Origin of the sequence: Craterilacuibacter sp. RT1T, from assembly GCF_023502145.1 — a bacterium.
In the GTDB taxonomy this organism is placed as follows: Bacteria; Pseudomonadota; Gammaproteobacteria; order Burkholderiales; family Chromobacteriaceae; genus Craterilacuibacter.
Window position 1 is genome coordinate 135,645 of the sequence record NZ_JAMFLI010000004.1, and the last position, 14,308, is coordinate 149,952.

The 14,308-nt window shown below is 62.4% G+C and carries 16 protein-coding genes; 5 read left to right on the top strand and 11 right to left on the bottom strand.

Going from position 1 to position 14,308, the window contains the following annotated elements; genetic code table 11:
- Positions 1-26 precede the first annotated feature (26 nt).
- From M3P88_RS08635 to hemA, 3 genes are all read right to left on the bottom strand, one after another.
- Positions 27-218 carry a YgaP family membrane protein gene (locus M3P88_RS08635; RefSeq protein ID WP_249615647.1) on the bottom strand — a complete coding sequence of 64 codons (192 nt, stop codon included), beginning with the start codon at positions 216-218 and terminating at the stop codon, positions 27-29.
- 137 nt (positions 219-355) lie between these two features.
- Positions 356-1,432 (bottom strand): peptide chain release factor 1, encoded by a 1,077-nt coding sequence (gene prfA / locus M3P88_RS08640; protein WP_124734985.1) that lies wholly within the window; start codon positions 1,430-1,432, stop codon positions 356-358.
- Positions 1,432-2,691 (bottom strand): glutamyl-tRNA reductase, encoded by a 1,260-nt coding sequence (gene hemA / locus M3P88_RS08645; protein WP_249615648.1) that lies wholly within the window; start codon positions 2,689-2,691, stop codon positions 1,432-1,434. The genes prfA and hemA overlap by 1 nt, the downstream gene beginning before the upstream one ends.
- Before the next feature lie 163 nt (positions 2,692-2,854).
- Here hemA and pdxH point away from each other — a divergent pair, with 163 nt between their 5' ends.
- The 3 genes from pdxH (at position 2,855) to M3P88_RS08660 (ending at position 4,428) form a co-directional block, all read left to right on the top strand.
- Complete coding sequence (gene pdxH / locus M3P88_RS08650) at positions 2,855-3,496, top strand: pyridoxamine 5'-phosphate oxidase (protein ID WP_249615649.1); 642 nt, start codon at positions 2,855-2,857, stop codon at positions 3,494-3,496.
- A 129-nt stretch (positions 3,497-3,625) separates the two neighbouring features.
- The gene (locus M3P88_RS08655; RefSeq protein WP_249615650.1) at positions 3,626-4,111 is read left to right on the top strand and encodes a YehS family protein; all 486 of its coding nucleotides are present in this window, start codon (positions 3,626-3,628) and stop codon (positions 4,109-4,111) included.
- Between the two features lie 2 nt (positions 4,112-4,113).
- Positions 4,114-4,428, top strand: a complete 315-nt coding sequence (locus M3P88_RS08660) for a YkgJ family cysteine cluster protein (protein WP_249615651.1) — start codon at positions 4,114-4,116, stop codon at positions 4,426-4,428.
- A gap of 78 nt (positions 4,429-4,506) precedes the next feature.
- Here M3P88_RS08660 and M3P88_RS08665 read toward each other — a convergent pair whose 3' ends face one another.
- Genes M3P88_RS08665 through M3P88_RS08685 form a run of 5 tightly spaced genes read right to left on the bottom strand, consistent with a single transcriptional unit; the run spans position 4,507 to position 8,773 of the window.
- Entirely contained in the window at positions 4,507-5,064 is a 558-nt protein-coding gene (locus M3P88_RS08665; protein WP_249615652.1) for a TIGR00725 family protein, read from the bottom strand.
- Positions 5,048-5,863 (bottom strand): ABC transporter permease, encoded by an 816-nt coding sequence (locus M3P88_RS08670; RefSeq protein ID WP_249615653.1) that lies wholly within the window; start codon positions 5,861-5,863, stop codon positions 5,048-5,050. The genes M3P88_RS08665 and M3P88_RS08670 overlap by 17 nt, the downstream gene beginning before the upstream one ends.
- A gap of 11 nt (positions 5,864-5,874) precedes the next feature.
- Positions 5,875-6,951, bottom strand: coding sequence for an extracellular solute-binding protein (locus tag M3P88_RS08675; protein WP_249615654.1), 1,077 nt, complete (start codon positions 6,949-6,951; stop codon positions 5,875-5,877).
- 29 nt (positions 6,952-6,980) lie between these two features.
- Positions 6,981-8,009 (bottom strand): ABC transporter ATP-binding protein, encoded by a 1,029-nt coding sequence (locus M3P88_RS08680; RefSeq protein WP_249615655.1) that lies wholly within the window; start codon positions 8,007-8,009, stop codon positions 6,981-6,983.
- Complete coding sequence (locus tag M3P88_RS08685; protein ID WP_249615656.1) at positions 8,006-8,773, bottom strand: ABC transporter permease; 768 nt, start codon at positions 8,771-8,773, stop codon at positions 8,006-8,008. The genes M3P88_RS08680 and M3P88_RS08685 overlap by 4 nt, the downstream gene beginning before the upstream one ends.
- Before the next feature lie 124 nt (positions 8,774-8,897).
- On the opposite strand from M3P88_RS08685, the gene M3P88_RS08690 reads away from it, so the two are divergent.
- On the top strand, positions 8,898-9,839 hold the full coding sequence (locus M3P88_RS08690) for a LysR substrate-binding domain-containing protein (RefSeq protein WP_249615657.1): 942 nt from the start codon (positions 8,898-8,900) through the stop codon (positions 9,837-9,839).
- Between the two features lie 186 nt (positions 9,840-10,025).
- On the opposite strand, the gene parC is transcribed toward M3P88_RS08690, so the two are convergent.
- A complete protein-coding gene (parC, locus tag M3P88_RS08695) occupies positions 10,026-12,377 on the bottom strand; it encodes a DNA topoisomerase IV subunit A (RefSeq protein ID WP_249615658.1) in 2,352 nt (783 codons plus the stop codon).
- A gap of 71 nt (positions 12,378-12,448) precedes the next feature.
- On the opposite strand from parC, the gene M3P88_RS08700 reads away from it, so the two are divergent.
- Positions 12,449-12,907: a GNAT family N-acetyltransferase gene (locus tag M3P88_RS08700; protein WP_249615659.1), complete on the top strand. Its 459-nt coding sequence runs from the start codon at positions 12,449-12,451 to the stop codon at positions 12,905-12,907.
- 74 nt (positions 12,908-12,981) lie between these two features.
- On the opposite strand, the gene M3P88_RS08705 is transcribed toward M3P88_RS08700, so the two are convergent.
- Together M3P88_RS08705 and M3P88_RS08710 are read right to left on the bottom strand one after the other, a co-directional pair.
- On the bottom strand, positions 12,982-13,446 hold the full coding sequence (locus M3P88_RS08705) for an REP-associated tyrosine transposase (protein WP_249615660.1): 465 nt from the start codon (positions 13,444-13,446) through the stop codon (positions 12,982-12,984).
- Positions 13,447-13,535: 89 nt separating this feature from the next.
- Positions 13,536-14,276, bottom strand: coding sequence for a BPSS1780 family membrane protein (locus M3P88_RS08710; RefSeq protein ID WP_249615661.1), 741 nt, complete (start codon positions 14,274-14,276; stop codon positions 13,536-13,538).
- Positions 14,277-14,308: the final 32 nt, after the last annotated feature.

Genomic DNA, 14,308 nt, shown 5'->3' on the forward strand with positions numbered 1-14,308 from the left:
ATGCCGGCGTTTTTCCCTGAATAGGCTCAGGCTTTTTTCTTGCAGGTATTGATCCCGAACATCGCATACGGCGGGCACCAGCCTATCAGGCCGGTCGCGACCGGCACCAGACCCAGAAAAGCCCACGGGCTGGCCGGGCCGACAAAAGCGAGGCTGGTAATCGCCAGACCAACAAGCACGCGGATCACCCGCTCGGTACCACCAATATTCTTTTGCATCTTGTTCTCCTTGCTGCAGGTTTGCCTATTCATTATATTGTTTAATATATTTAATTTCAATATATTGAACGCAAAACAGCAGATCAAGCCAAGATGCAACAAGGCCGCCCACAGGCGGCCCGTCTATCCGTTTACGCTTAGTCCGACAGCGCGGCCAGCAATTCGGCCTGATGTTCGGCCAGCAGGCCATTGGTCAGATCGGTCAGGTCGCCATCCATAATCTGGTCCAGCTTGTACAGCGTCAGATTGATGCGGTGATCGGTGATGCGACCCTGTGGATAGTTGTAGGTGCGGATGCGCTCGGAACGGTCACCGGAGCCGACCAGACTCTTGCGCTCGGCCGCTTCTTTTTGCTGCTGCTCGCGCAACTGGATATCGTAGATGCGCGCCGCCAGCACCTGCATGGCGGAAGCCTTGTTGGCGTGCTGCGAGCGGCCATCCTGACACTCGGCCACAATGCCGGTGGGCAGGTGGGTAATACGCACCGCCGAGTCGGTCTTGTTGATGTGCTGGCCACCAGCGCCGGAAGCGCGGTAGGTATCGATGCGCAAATCGGCCGGGTTAAGCACCACTTCGGCAATCTCGTCCGCTTCCGGCATCACCGCCACGGTACAGGCCGAAGTATGGATGCGGCCTTGCGTTTCGGTCGCCGGCACGCGCTGCACGCGGTGGGCGCCAGACTCGAATTTCAGCCGTGAAAACGCGCCCTGGCCGATCAGGCGCACAATCACCTCGCGGTAGCCGCCCAGATCGGATTCGGATGCCGATACCACCTCCACCTGCCAGCGGTTACGCTCGGCGTAGCGGGTATACATGCGCAGCAAATCGCCGGCAAACAGCGCCGCCTCGTCACCGCCGGTGCCGGCACGAATTTCCAGAAAGATATTCTTGTCGTCGTTCGGGTCTTTGGGCAGCAGCAGCTTTTGCAGTTCGGTATCCAGCGCGGCAATGCGCGCCTTGCCTTCTTCGATCTCGGCCTGGGCGAATTCCTTCATGTCCGGATCAGACAGCATTTCGCCGGCATCGACCATATCCTGCTCGCACTGCTGGTAGGCGGCAAAGGTCTCCACCACCGGGGTCAGATCGGCATGCTCGCGCGTCAGTTTCCTGAACGCATCCATATCGCGGGTCGCGTGTTCGCTGGCCAGCAAATGGGTGACTTCTTCAAGTCGTTCAGCCAACTGCGTCAGTTTGGCGGCAATCGACGGTTTCATTACGACTCCGGATGTAAACGGTAAAGACGCACCACCGCATCGGCCAGCGCGTCAGGATCAGCCCCCTTGCCGCCGGACAGGGCCCGGGTCGGCGGGTGCATCAGTTTATTGGTCAGCTGCTGCGACAACAGCTCCAGCACCGCCTCAGGCTCCGTGCCGCGCGCAAGCTGTTTCAGCGCCACCTTGAGCGCCTGCTGCCGCTGCTGCTCGGCATGGTCGCGCAGGCTGCGGATCAGCGGCACACGCTCGCGCTGACGCAGCCAGTCGGCAAATTCGGCCACGCGTGCGCCGATAATGGTCTCGGCTTGGCCTGCGGCCTGCTGCCGCGCCTCGCGCCCGACTTCGACAATGTCGGCGATATCGTCCACCGAATACAGAAATACATCGTCCAGCTCGGCCACCTCGGCCTCGATATCACGCGGCACCGCCAAGTCCAGCATAAAGATGGGACGATGACGCCGCGCCTTGACCGCGCGCTCGACCAGGCCCTTGCCGATAATCGGCAGCTGGCTGGCGGTCGAACTCACCACCACATCGTATTGCGCCAGCAGTTCGGGCAATTCGGCCAGCGTCACCGCATGGGTGTTGCCCGGCAGGCGCTCGGCCAGCGCATGGCCACGGGCAAGCGTACGGTTGGCAATGGTGATCTGGCGCGGATTGCGCGCCGCAAAGTGGGTCGCCACCAGCTCAATCATCTCGCCGGCACCGATAAACAGCACCTTGAGCTCGCCCACCGTCGGGAAAATCTGCTCCGCCAGCCGCACCGCAGCGGCGGCCATCGACACCGAACTTGCGCCCACGCCGGTCTGGCTGCGTACTTCCTTGGCGACGGCAAAGCTTTTCTGGAACAGGGTATTGAGCAAAATGCCCAGCGTGCCGCTACTTTCCGCCGCCCGCACCGCATCCTTGAGCTGGCCCAGGATCTGCGTCTCGCCCAGCACCATCGAGTCCAGCCCCGACGCCACGCGAAAGGCATGGCGGGCTGCGGCCGGCGCATCCAGCTGGTAGAGATAGGGTTGCAGCGCATCCAGCGACACATCGTGATAACGTGCCAGCCAGTGCAATGCCGCCGACGGATCCTGGCTATTGCAGTAGATCTCGGTGCGGTTGCACGTCGACACAATCGCCACCTCTTTGGCCGCCTGCGAGTCGACCAGACCGGTCAATGCCGCAGGCAGCACCTCGGCCGGAAAAGCGAGCTTTTCACGGATGGCAACAGGGGCAGATAAATGGTTAAGGCCGAAGGCGACGAGGTGCATGAAGCGGTGTGCCGCAGGATAAAAGCGGCATTTTAACGTAAATGCCGCCGTTCCGGACGACTTGCTGCATGCCGTCTGCACGATCTTGCCCATCAAAACAGCACGCTACGCCAAAGCCGGAGCACCGGCAGTCGCGCTATCATAGCGGGCAAAGGAGACCTCCATGTCGCTCAATCTCGCCGATATCCGTCAGGATTACGCCAAAAAAGAACTGTCGCCGGAAGACTGCCTGAGCGACCCCGTCGCCCAGTTCCAGCTTTGGCTGCAAGAAGCCATCAATGCCGAAGTACCGGAACCGACCGCCATGCATGTCGCCAGCGTCGGCCCGGACAGACGCCCCAGCAGCCGCATCGTGCTGCTTAAGGGGGTCGAAGATGGCCAGTTCCTGTTCTACACCAACTACCTGAGCCGCAAAGGTCGCCAGCTGGATGGCTGCCCGTGGATCGCCCTGACTTTTTTCTGGCCCGAGCTGGAGAGGCAGGTGCGCATCGAGGGCAAAGTGGCGCGGGTCGCGCCCGAAGTGTCCGATGCCTATTTTGCCAGCCGGCCCTATACCAGCCGCTTGGGGGCATGGGCTTCCGAGCAGAGCAGCGAAATCCCGTCCAAGGCCGAACTGGTTAAGCGCGCCGCCATGTTTGGCGTCAAATTTCCGCTGGGCGTACCGCGCCCCGCACACTGGGGCGGTTATGCGGTGGTGGCCGATCGCATCGAATTCTGGCAAGGCCGCCCGAGCCGCTTGCATGACCGCGTACAATACACACTGAACAGCGATGCCGGCTGGCACAAAGTGCGGCTGGCACCCTAAAAAGCGACGGGGAAGGGGGTAGGAGTGGTGAACAGGGAACCGGAAACCGGGAACCGAGAGTCACCACGATGGCGCCCCACTCCCTACTCCCCACTCCCCCTGTATCCCCCTTACCAGACAAAGACCCTCATGCTTAATAACGACATCCTGCGCAGCGTGCGCTTTATTCTCGACCTGCGCGACAACCAGCTACCCAAGCTGATCCAGCAAGGCGGCCTCGATCCGGCCGATCTGGATATCCCGGCCCTGCTCAAGCGCGATGACGACGAAGGCTTCAAGCCGTGCAACGATCGCGTACTGTCGGCCTTTCTCGACGGCGTCATCACGCTGCAGCGCGGCGCGCGCGAACCGGCCGCCGGTGCCGCCCCCGCCGCACCGCAGCGCATGTCCAACAACCTGATTCTGAAAAAGCTGCGCATTGCGTTCGAGCTGAAGCAGGAAGACATTCAGGCGCTGATCCTGCGTGCCGGACTCACCGTCAGCAGCGCCGAGCTGGGCGCACTGTTTCGCAAGCCGGACCACAAGCACTACCGCGAATGCGGCGACCAGTTCCTGCGCAACTTGCTGCGCGGGCTGACGCTCAAGCTGCGCCCCGACGCCAAGGACACGGCCTGAACATGGCCGACCCAGGCGCCTCGGACACGATAGATGCCGCCATCAGCTGCAGCAGCTGCAAGGCCTGCTGCTGCCAGCTGGAAGTGATTCTGATGGCTGGCGATGACGCGGTACCGGCGCGTTATATCGTGGAAGACGACTGGGGGGCGGAAACGCTGCGCCGGCTGGACGACGGCTGGTGCGCGGCGCTAGACCGCCACACCATGCTGTGCACCATCTACACCCAGCGCCCATGGGTGTGCCGCGAATACAGGGAAGGCGATTACGACTGCCTGATCCAGCGCAAGCTGATCCCCATCCTGATGGTCAGCGGCTAACTCGCGACCCGCGCAGCACCAATAAAAAGCCACCCGTAATATCGGGTGGCTTTGATCACAACTGAACGCGCCAATGTTTTAACCGCCCAGATCGTGGCAGCCTTCGGGCAGGAAGTCGGCCAGCCAGGCGGTGACCGCCTCAAGCAAGGCATCTTCATCTTCAAACACCTGCATGCCGGGTACATCCGGTGCATCACGGATGGCAAATACCGGCTTTTTCCACTGCAGCGCCATCGCAATTTCAGACAGGGTGCCCAGGCCGCCGCCAACGGCAACCAGACAGGCGCCGGCACGCGCCACCAGCATATTGCGCGACAGGCCAATGCCCGTTGGCAAGGCCACGGTCAGATAGGGGTTGCCATAGGCGGCATCTTCTTCCGGCAGCAAGCCGATGCAGGTACCACCGACGTCACTGGCCGCACGCGCTGCCGCCTGCATCACGCCTATCTTGCCGCCGCACACCAGCGGGACACCGGCACTGGCCAGCGCATGTGCCAGGCGGTAGGCGGTAGCTTCCTGCTCGGCCGATGCCTCGCGCGGGCCGACGATGGCAACCGGCTGGGCCAAACGCCCGCGCCCCTTTTGTCGCACGGCAAGGGAAGCGAGGGCGGTGGCGACTTTATTCGAATGTTGCATGTTCACGGCGTTGACTGAAGTGATCGCCCAGACCCAGCACCAGCGAGCACAAGGCAAGCAGGATGATGGACAAGGCAGAGGTAACAGGGAAGTCCGCGCCGCCATCGCCGATTTTGGCGTACAGCAGCAACGGCAGAATATTGACCTGGGTGCCGACCAGCGCCAGTGCCGTGCCATAAGTACCCATGGCCAGCGCACTGACTACGGCACACGAGCCCAGCACCGACGGACCGACCTCGGGCACCACCACATCGAGAAAAGCACGACGCGGCGTCGCGCCCAAGGTACGGGCGGCCTCAATCGGGCGCAGATCGAGGTTGGCAAACACTGGGTACAGCGTCAGCGCAACACGCGGGATCAGGTAGTAGGCATAGGCGAAGGTCAACCCGCCGACCGTATACACCCAGCCGCCGATCTCGGCAGTATCGGCACCGAAGTAACCCAAAATCTGGGTCACAAAGCCGGCCCGGCCGAAGGCGAGAATGAAGCCGTAGGCAATCACCATGCCGGAGAACGCCAGCGGCAGCCCCAGCAACGCCATCAGCTTGTCACGCCAGAAAGGCGAGGCCTGCGCCAGCTGCCAGGCAACGGCCACGCCAACCAGCGTGGAGAGCACGCCAGCCGACAGTCCCAGCAGCACCGAGTTGGTCAGCGCAGGCCAGAACAGCGGGTCGGCCAGCATGCGGGCGAAGGCCGCGCCATTTTCCGACACCGCCTCGGGGACCAGTGCCAGAAGCGGCAACACGAAAAACAGGCCGATAAAGCTAAGCGCGGGCCACGCGCCGAACCGCTGCATCATGATGCGTTTCCTTACTTGGACAGGGCGGCGCGCGTCCAGGCCGCGTCAATCGCCGCCTTATGCTTTTGCGCGCGGATCACATCAACCGGCTGCACCTGTGGCGCGGCCGGCATCTTGGCCTGCACCGCAGCGGGCAGAGCCACACCGGCCACGGCCGGGCGCACAAAACCTTCGGCAAACAGAGCCTGACCCTTGCTGCTCATCACGAAGTTCAGCCACAGCTTGCCCGCGTTCGGGTTAGGTGCGTTCTTCACCAGGCTCATGCCGTAAGGCGCGGCGGCGCTACCCTCTTTCGGAATCACCACGGCAATGCTGTCCTTCATGCCGTCCATATACTTGGCCTTGAGGCCATCATTCTCGTAGCCGATCCAGATCGGGATCTCGCCTTTGAGGAACTTGGCGTAAGGCGTGGTGCCTTCCACGCGCAGCACATTGCCGGCCTTGTGCAGGCGGCCCATATAGTCGGTACCGGCCAGTGGCTTGTCCATCGAACCGCCATTGCCGAAGGCCGCAGCCAGCACCGCAACCTGGCCCTGACCGGTCGAGCGCGGGTCGAGGTAAACCACGCTGTTCTTGTATTCCGGCTTCAAGAGGTCAGCCCAGCCTTGCGGCACGTTCTTCACCAGCTTTTTGTTGACCAGGAAAGCGACGTTGAGCGAATGCACGCCGAACCACTTGCCGGAGGCTTCGCGCATCACCGGACTAACCTTGTCAAAGTTCACCGGCTTGAATGGCGCGACCACATCCTTGGCCACCGCATCGACAGCCGACTGGGCAAAGTAATAGGCGGTATCGGCTTGCGGACGGCGACGGGTCTTGTCCAGCGCCACCACGGTGGCGGCCGAGCCCAGGTCGTTATAGGTCAGCTCGACTTCCGGATAGCGCTGCTTAAATTCCTTGAACAGCGACTTCCAGTTCGCCCATTCCGGGCCGGTGTCGAACGACACCACAATGCCTTCTTTGCTGGCGGCCTGATACAGCGCCTTTTCACCCGAATACAGCTCGGGACCGGTAAATGCCTGTGCAGGCAGGGCAAACAAGGCAGCAAGCGATGCGGCCAGAAGATGGCGACGGTTCAACAAGGACATGAAACTTCTCTCCGGGACTTGGGATGGGTTCAGGCCGCCAGCAGGCGGATATGTTCGGGGGCTACGGCAATGGCGTCAGCCGGGGCGCTGCGCGCCTCGCCCAGCCACGGCAGTTGCGCACCGTGCGGCATAAAATCGTAACGGTTGAATGAACCGAGATAGCGGTTGAGCGTGACGCGGCCTTCCATGCGGTTGAGTGCCTGCATTGGCGGATCGGCCTCGACATGCTCGGGACGAGCCAGCAGTTTGACCTGCTCGCCCGGCGCACGCGCACCGGTATCACAACGCAAACGGGCATAGCCGGTATCGATCTCGCCCTCGCCGCAGACGGTTGCCGTGCAGATGGTCGACAAACCGACAAAGCGGGCCACGGTTTCGTTCAGCGGGTTTTCATACAGCTCGGTCGGCGTGCCGTATTGCAGCACACGGCCCTGATCAAGCAGGGCGATACGGTCGGCCATGGCCAGCGCCTCTTCCTGATCGTGGGTGACCAGCAAGGTGGTCGCGCCGAACTGCTGCTGCAACTGGCGGATCTGGTCGCGCAACTGGCCACGAATCGACGCATCCAGTGCCGACAAAGGCTCGTCCAGCAACAGCGCCTGCGGACTGTAAGCCAGTGCCCGGGCCAGCGCCACGCGCTGCTGCTGGCCGCCGGACAGCTGTGCCGGACGACGCCCGGCAAGCGAGCCCAAGCCCACCAGATCCAGCATTTCCTGCGCCTTTTTACGCCGTGCGCCGGCCTCGACACCGGCCATCTTCAGGCCGTAACCGACATTGTCCAGCACCGTCAGATGCGGAAACAGCGCGTAGTGCTGAAACATCATGCCGATATGGCGCTCGTGCACCGGCATATTGGACAGGTCGCGCCCACCCAGTACGATGCGGCCGCTATGACCGCTAATCAGGCCGGCCGTCAGGCGCAGCAAGGTGGTTTTGCCCGAGCCGGACGGGCCGATCAGGGCGACCAGTTCGCCGCTGGCAAGCGACAGCGACACATCGTGCACGCCGATAGACGTGCCGCGGTATTGGAAACCGACTTGTTCGAATGAGAGGCTCATGCTTTTTTCGATGCCAGAGTAGAGGTCAGGGAAGCCACGGTAGCCAGCAGCAGCAGGATCACAGTCGCAGCACAGGCAAAGCCGGTGGCGCCATAAAAAGCCTGCAGCAGCACGACCGGATAAGTCCGGTTCTGGAAACCGACAATCAGATTGGACAGCTGGAATTCACCAATGGACAGCGCCGCCACCATCACCAGACCCGATAGCAAGCTGGCACGCAGATTGGGCACGATGATGCCGAAAAAGCGCTGAATCGGACGCGCGCCCAATGTGGCAGCCGCTTCTTCCAGCCGGTCGAGGCGCTGGTGGCGCAGGTCGGTCACCAGCGCCTGCGTCAGATACGGCAGAGTCAGCACCACATGAGCAGCAATCAGCAAGGGCGTACTGCCCAACCATGGCATGGCATCGGTGTTGAATACCAGGATGTAGCCAAAGCCCAGGGTAATGGTCGGCACGGCCACCGGCAGCAAGGTCAGCAGGCGGGTCGCGAAGCGGTTTTTCTGCCGGGCGCCATGCACCAGCGAATAGGCCAGGGGCACACATAGCAGCGTGTTGATCGCACACGATGCGGCCCCGACAATCAGGCTGGTGATAAAGGCGCGGATAAAACTGCGGTCTTCCCACAGCTCCAGATACCACTGCGTGGTCGAGCCTTCGGGCAATAACGCATTCACCCAGGTCTCGCCAAATGAGCCGACCAGAATCAGCGCGATGGGCAGAACGAGGTAGAGCATATAGCTCAGGGAAACCAGCCGGATAAACATGGGTCGCCTTGGAGAAGCCTGCGAATAGTCAGCAAAGCCGGTATTATATTAGCGACTGTTTACATCCGAATGATTAAACGGCATCCCATGCTTGCGATTGACGCAAAGATGATGATGGAGCGCAATGAAACGAGCCTGTCCCAGTATTCACGAACTGCTGGCATTCGAAGCCGTAGCCCGTCACCTGTCGGTGACGCAGGCGGCCGATGAGCTGTGCGTCACTCCCAGCGCGGTCAGCCGGCAGCTTTCCGGGCTGGAAATGTTCCTCGGTGTCGAGCTGCTGGCCCGTGTCGGTCGCGCCTTCGTGCTCACCCATACCGGCCGCCACTATCTGCAGCGCATCCAGCCGGCACTGCGCATGCTGGAAAGCGCAACCCACGATCTGACCAGCAGCCAGCATGGCCGTGGCACGCTATCCGTCTCCTGTGTGCCGACCTTTATGACCAAGTGGCTGATTCCGCGCCTGCCGGACTTCAGCAGTGCCTACCCGCAAGTGACGCTGGCCTTCCATCAGCATCTGTCCGGCCGCCAGGTGCAGCCGCACGACGTCGATATCGCCATCCGCTACGGCAACGGCCACTGGCCGGGCGTAGTCGCCGACAATATCGCCGGCCGCCACTTTATTCTGGTGGCCTCGGCACAGCAGGCGCATGCGGCAGCCCTGCCGCGCTCGGCCGCGGATCTGGCGCAGGCGCGCATTCTGATCCATCAGGGCGAACCCGATATCTGGGCGCAATGGTGCAATACCCGCGGCTTGGCGGTACAGCCCTTGCGCAGCAGTGCGCGCTTCGAGCATTACAGCTCGCTCATCAGTGCCGTCGAGACCGGCATGGGCTATGCGCTGGTGCCACGCTGTCTGGTCGAGGGCGAAATCGCCAGTGGCCGCATCATCGAGCCGTTCGACAGTGCCGAAGTGCTCGATCAGGGCCACTATCTGTGCTACCGCGAAGAACTACTCGAGTCGCCCGTCTTTCTTGCCTTCCGCAACTGGATACTCGAACTGGGGCACCAGATCGGCGGCCCGGGCTTACCCGAGCAGCAAAGTGTGATTCCGGAGTTTGAATAAAATCGGGGAGTGGGGAGTGGGGAGCGGGGAGCGGGGAGCGGGGAGCGGGGAGCGGGGAATCGTGGCGCTTGATGCGGTGATAAGCAACGGCCACACTCCCTACTCCCTACTCCCTACTCCCTACTCCCTACTCCCTACTCCCTACTCCCTACTCCCCGATCCCGAGTCCCCGATCCCGCCACTGCCTTACAGATCGCTGATCGCGCTCACCTGCCAGCGCTTGGGCATGGCTTTGCCCTTGCGGCCGCGCTTGCCTTCAAACTCGCCCAGACTCAGCTTTTCGTCGGCCACCTTGCCGCGCACCGAAGTGGTCGCCAGCAAGGCTTTCTCGCCGGCCACCAAGCCCACGGCGGTCAGTGCATCGCCCTCTTCCAGCGCCATCAGCATCAGGCCGCGACCCTTGGCCAGCTCTTTCAGCTCGCTTGCCGGGAAGGCCAGCAAACGGCCATGGCTGCTGGCGGCAACCAGCTTGCAGCCATCCAGTGGCGCATGCACCCGAACCGGTGTCAGCACCGTATCGTCGGCATCCAGCGTCAGGAAAGCCTTGCCGGCCTTGACCCGCCCGACCATATCCGACACCTTGGCCACAAAACCGTAACCCGCCGAGCTTGCGACCACAAAGCGCGCATCGTCCGGTGCCGCCAGCAATTGCGCCAGTTTGGCACCATCCTGCATATCGAGCAGCGAAGTGACCGGTGCCCCATCGCCGCGCCCGGTCGGCACCACCGACGCATCTATGGTGTAGGCGCGCCCCTTGCTGTCCAGCACCACCACCGGCCACACCGTGCGCGTTTCCACCACGCAAGCCAGGCTGTCGCCATCCTTGAACGACAAGGCCGACAGGTCGACATGGTGGCCGACGCGCGCGCGCAGCCAGCCCTTTTGCGACAGGATCAGCGTCACCGGCTCGTCGGCGACGGTCTGGTTCAGCACCGCGCGCTCGGCGGCCTTGATTTCGGAGCGGCGGGCATCGCCGTATTTGGCGGCATCCTTGCGGATCTCGTCGGACAGCAGGGCGCGGAAGGCTTCCGGATCGGCCAGCAGGTGGCGCAGCGCATCGCGCTCTTCGCGCAGCTCGGCCAGTTCCTTTTCCAGCTTGAAGCCTTCGAGGCGGGCCAGCTGGCGCAGACGGATCTCGAGAATATCGTCGGCCTGCAACTCGGACAGGCCAAAGGCCCGCATCAGGTCAGGCTTGGGCTCGTCCGCCTCGCGGATCACGCGTATCACTTCATCGATATGGATAAAGGCGATCATGCGCCCTTCCAGGATGTGGATGCGCTGGCCAACCTTGTCCAGACGGTAGTTCAGGCGGCGGGTGACGGTGCTATGGCGGAAGTCCAGCCACTCGGACAGGATGGCTTTCAGCCCCTTCTGTCCGGGGCGGCCATCCAGCCCTATCATCACCATATTCATCGATACATTGCCTTCCAGACTGGTCTGCACCAGCAAGGTATTGATGAATTCGTCCGGATTTTGCCGGCTGGATTTAGGCTCGAACACCAGCCGCACCGGGCAGGCACTGTCGGACTCGTCGCGCACGCGGTCCAGCATGGACAGCATCAGGCTCTTGAGATTCTGCTGGTCCAGCGACAACGTCTTCTTGCCCGATTTGACCTTGGGGTTGGTCGCTTCTTCGATCTCGGCCAGCACCTTCTGCGCACTGGAGCCCGGCGGCAGTTCGGTCACGATCACGCGCCACTGGCCGCGCGCCAGCCGCTCGATTTCCCACTTGGCACGCACGCGCACCGAACCGCGCCCGCCCTCGTAGGCGGCGAGAATGTCGGCTTGTGGCGTAATAATCTGGCCGCCACCGGGGAAGTCCGGCCCCGGCACATAGGCCATCAGCTCGGCGGTAGTCAGTTCCGGCTTGGCCAACAGCGCCAGTGCGGCGCGTGCCACTTCGGTCAGATTGTGCGGCGGGATCTCGGTCGCCATCCCCACCGCGATGCCGGAGGCGCCATTAAGCAGCACCATGGGCAGACGTGCCGGCAGCAGGGCCGGCTCGTCGAAGGCGCCGTCGTAATTGGGCACAAAGTCGACGGTGCCCATATCGATCTCGGACAGCAGCAGCTCGGAAATCGGCGTCAGGCGCGCCTCGGTGTAACGCATTGCCGCCGCGCCGTCGCCATCGCGCGAACCGAAGTTGCCCTGGCCATCGACCAGCGGGTAGCGCAGGGTAAAGTCCTGCGCCATGCGCACCATGGCCTCATAGGCCGGGCTGTCGCCGTGCGGGTGGTATTTACCCAGAATTTCGCCGACCACGCGCGCCGACTTCACCGGTTTGGCACCGGCCACCAGCCCCATATCGCGCATGGCGTACAGAATGCGGCGCTGTACCGGCTTCTGGCCATCGGCCACTTCCGGCAGCGCACGCCCTTTGACCACGCTCATCGCGTATTCGAGATAGGCGCGCTCGGCATAATGGTCCAGCGCAATCCAGCCATCGCCCTCCTCTTCCGTCTCCACCACGGGAGCGGGCGGGACAGGCGGCTGGGCATCGTCCGGGACAGGGGCAAACAGATCGGATTCGTCGTTCATCTGGCAGGCAGTTCCGCCTCAAGGGCGGCCATGATATGTTGGTGAGATTAATACTTGGGGGAGATTGTACTATGGCAACTTCACTGACGTGGCACTGCCACGGTTTTGACGGCTTTTCCATCCACACCCTCTACGCGGCGCTAGCCTTGCGCGACCGGGTATTTGTGGTGGAACAAGACTCCATCTATGGCGATATCGACGGCGTCGACCCGGATTGCCTGCACCTGTGCGCCTACGACGGGCAAGGCCGGCTGGCCGCCTATGCCCGCCTGATCGCCCCCGGCGACAAATACGAAGGCGCCAGCGCCATCGGCCGCGTGGTACTGGAGCCGGCCCTGCGCGGTACGGGTCTGGGCAAGACGCTGATGGCGGAAGCGGTGCGCCAGTGTCAGATACACTGGCCGGACAGCGCCATCATGCTGTCGGCTCAGGCCGACAAGCTGGGTTTCTACGCCGCGTTCGGCTTTCACGCCGTAAGCGAGCCCTACGACGATGGCGGCATCCTGCATGTCACCATGCGCCGCGGCTGAACGAAAATCGCCCGCTGCACGGGCTCCTACCAAGGTATGGTTGTAGGAGCCCGCACCGCGGGCGAAACCATCCATTACAACCACTCTGCATCCCAATGCGGGTAATCTCCAATCCGCTGCACCAGCCCCGCACGCAGCGGATTGGCAACGATATAACGTGCCACCGCAGCCAGATCCTCCTCATGGCGCAATGCGTGATCATGAAACCCCTTTTGCCACACCGCCCGTCCCTTGCTCCGGCAGTACGCATTGATTGCACACGCCGATTGCGCCTTGAGCTGGTTCATCAACAGCGCCAGCGAGCACGAGCCCAGTTGCAGCAGCCAGTGCAGATGATCCGGCATCACGACAAAAGCCAGCGTCTGCGAGCGTCCGAGCTGATCGGCCTGCTGCAGCGTGCGCACCAGCAAGCGGGCACAGTAAAAATCGGCAAATACAGGCAGGCGCTCACCGGTAACACTCGTCAGCAGATAGACCTGCCCGGGCAGTGACACACGCCCCTTGCGCAAGGCGTGACCATGGGGAGAATGCAAATACATGGTTCATTCCCTGACGAACAATCGCCCGCTGCGCGGGCTCCTACCGGGTATCTCTGTAGGAGCCCGCACAGCGGGCGACAACGGCCGCATCAGTCGCCAAACACCGCCTTCCAGCTGGTGTAGCTGGTGACATACATCACCGGAAACCATAACAGCAGGCCGAGCAAGAAGGGCAGCATGGCCAGAAACAGCATCACGGCCAGCATCAGGCCGCAAATCAGCAGCGCCTTCCAGTTGCTTAGGCCGGCCTTGAGGCTGGCGCGGCAGGCGGCAATCGGGGCCAGATCCTGCATCACCACCAGCGCCGGCGCAAACCAGTAAGCCATGCTGACAATAAACATCGGCACACCGAACACCAGCAGCATCATCAGCATGGCGCCCGTGTCCGGCGTTTCACCCTCGGCCGGCATCACCATCAAACCCATGCTGCCCAATAGCAGGGCCAGGGCGACCATCACCACCACCGCCACCATGCACAGCGCCAGATAGACCAGCGCGACCCCCAGCAGCGGCTTGGGCTGGTCGCGAAAACCAGCAAACAGATCGGACAGCTCCAGCTCGCCGCCGGCTTCGGCTTTTTTCGCCGCCAAAATAAAGCCGCCGGCAAAAATGGGCGACAACAGCAAGGGCAATAGCCCGCCTATCATCGGGATCATGCTGATGCCGATATGGATCACCAGATACACCAGCGCCAGCAGTATCCAGGTCACCGGCTGTTCGCGCACCAGACGAAAGGCGGCAACAATCCACTGCCAGCCTTGGCCGGCAGGCAACTGGCGCGGGCCGGATGGGCGCGCAACCGGCGCAGGCGTCATTTCAAAATCGGACATGGCTTGAATTCTCCGGCAAAAATTTTCTGATA

What these genes read in the sequence shown, in the direction of transcription:
- M3P88_RS08665 (WP_249615652.1), bottom strand. Translation starts at nt 5,064, where the DNA reads ATGCAACATTCGAATAAAGTCGCCACCGCCCTCGCTTCCCTTGCCGTG.
- M3P88_RS08690 (WP_249615657.1), top strand. Translation starts at nt 8,898, where the DNA reads ATGAAACGAGCCTGTCCCAGTATTCACGAACTGCTGGCATTCGAAGCC.
- M3P88_RS08705 (WP_249615660.1), bottom strand. Translation starts at nt 13,446, where the DNA reads ATGTATTTGCATTCTCCCCATGGTCACGCCTTGCGCAAGGGGCGTGTG.
- M3P88_RS08675 (WP_249615654.1), bottom strand. Translation starts at nt 6,951, where the DNA reads ATGTCCTTGTTGAACCGTCGCCATCTTCTGGCCGCATCGCTTGCTGCC.
- M3P88_RS08670 (WP_249615653.1), bottom strand. Translation starts at nt 5,863, where the DNA reads ATGATGCAGCGGTTCGGCGCGTGGCCCGCGCTTAGCTTTATCGGCCTG.
- M3P88_RS08710 (WP_249615661.1), bottom strand. Translation starts at nt 14,276, where the DNA reads ATGTCCGATTTTGAAATGACGCCTGCGCCGGTTGCGCGCCCATCCGGC.
- M3P88_RS08635 (WP_249615647.1), bottom strand. Translation starts at nt 218, where the DNA reads ATGCAAAAGAATATTGGTGGTACCGAGCGGGTGATCCGCGTGCTTGTT.
- M3P88_RS08680 (WP_249615655.1), bottom strand. Translation starts at nt 8,009, where the DNA reads ATGAGCCTCTCATTCGAACAAGTCGGTTTCCAATACCGCGGCACGTCT.
- M3P88_RS08660 (WP_249615651.1), top strand. Translation starts at nt 4,114, where the DNA reads ATGGCCGACCCAGGCGCCTCGGACACGATAGATGCCGCCATCAGCTGC.
- parC (WP_249615658.1), bottom strand. Translation starts at nt 12,377, where the DNA reads ATGAACGACGAATCCGATCTGTTTGCCCCTGTCCCGGACGATGCCCAG.
- M3P88_RS08700 (WP_249615659.1), top strand. Translation starts at nt 12,449, where the DNA reads ATGGCAACTTCACTGACGTGGCACTGCCACGGTTTTGACGGCTTTTCC.
- hemA (WP_249615648.1), bottom strand. Translation starts at nt 2,691, where the DNA reads ATGCACCTCGTCGCCTTCGGCCTTAACCATTTATCTGCCCCTGTTGCC.
- M3P88_RS08685 (WP_249615656.1), bottom strand. Translation starts at nt 8,773, where the DNA reads ATGTTTATCCGGCTGGTTTCCCTGAGCTATATGCTCTACCTCGTTCTG.
- prfA (WP_124734985.1), bottom strand. Translation starts at nt 1,432, where the DNA reads ATGAAACCGTCGATTGCCGCCAAACTGACGCAGTTGGCTGAACGACTT.
- M3P88_RS08655 (WP_249615650.1), top strand. Translation starts at nt 3,626, where the DNA reads ATGCTTAATAACGACATCCTGCGCAGCGTGCGCTTTATTCTCGACCTG.
- pdxH (WP_249615649.1), top strand. Translation starts at nt 2,855, where the DNA reads ATGTCGCTCAATCTCGCCGATATCCGTCAGGATTACGCCAAAAAAGAA.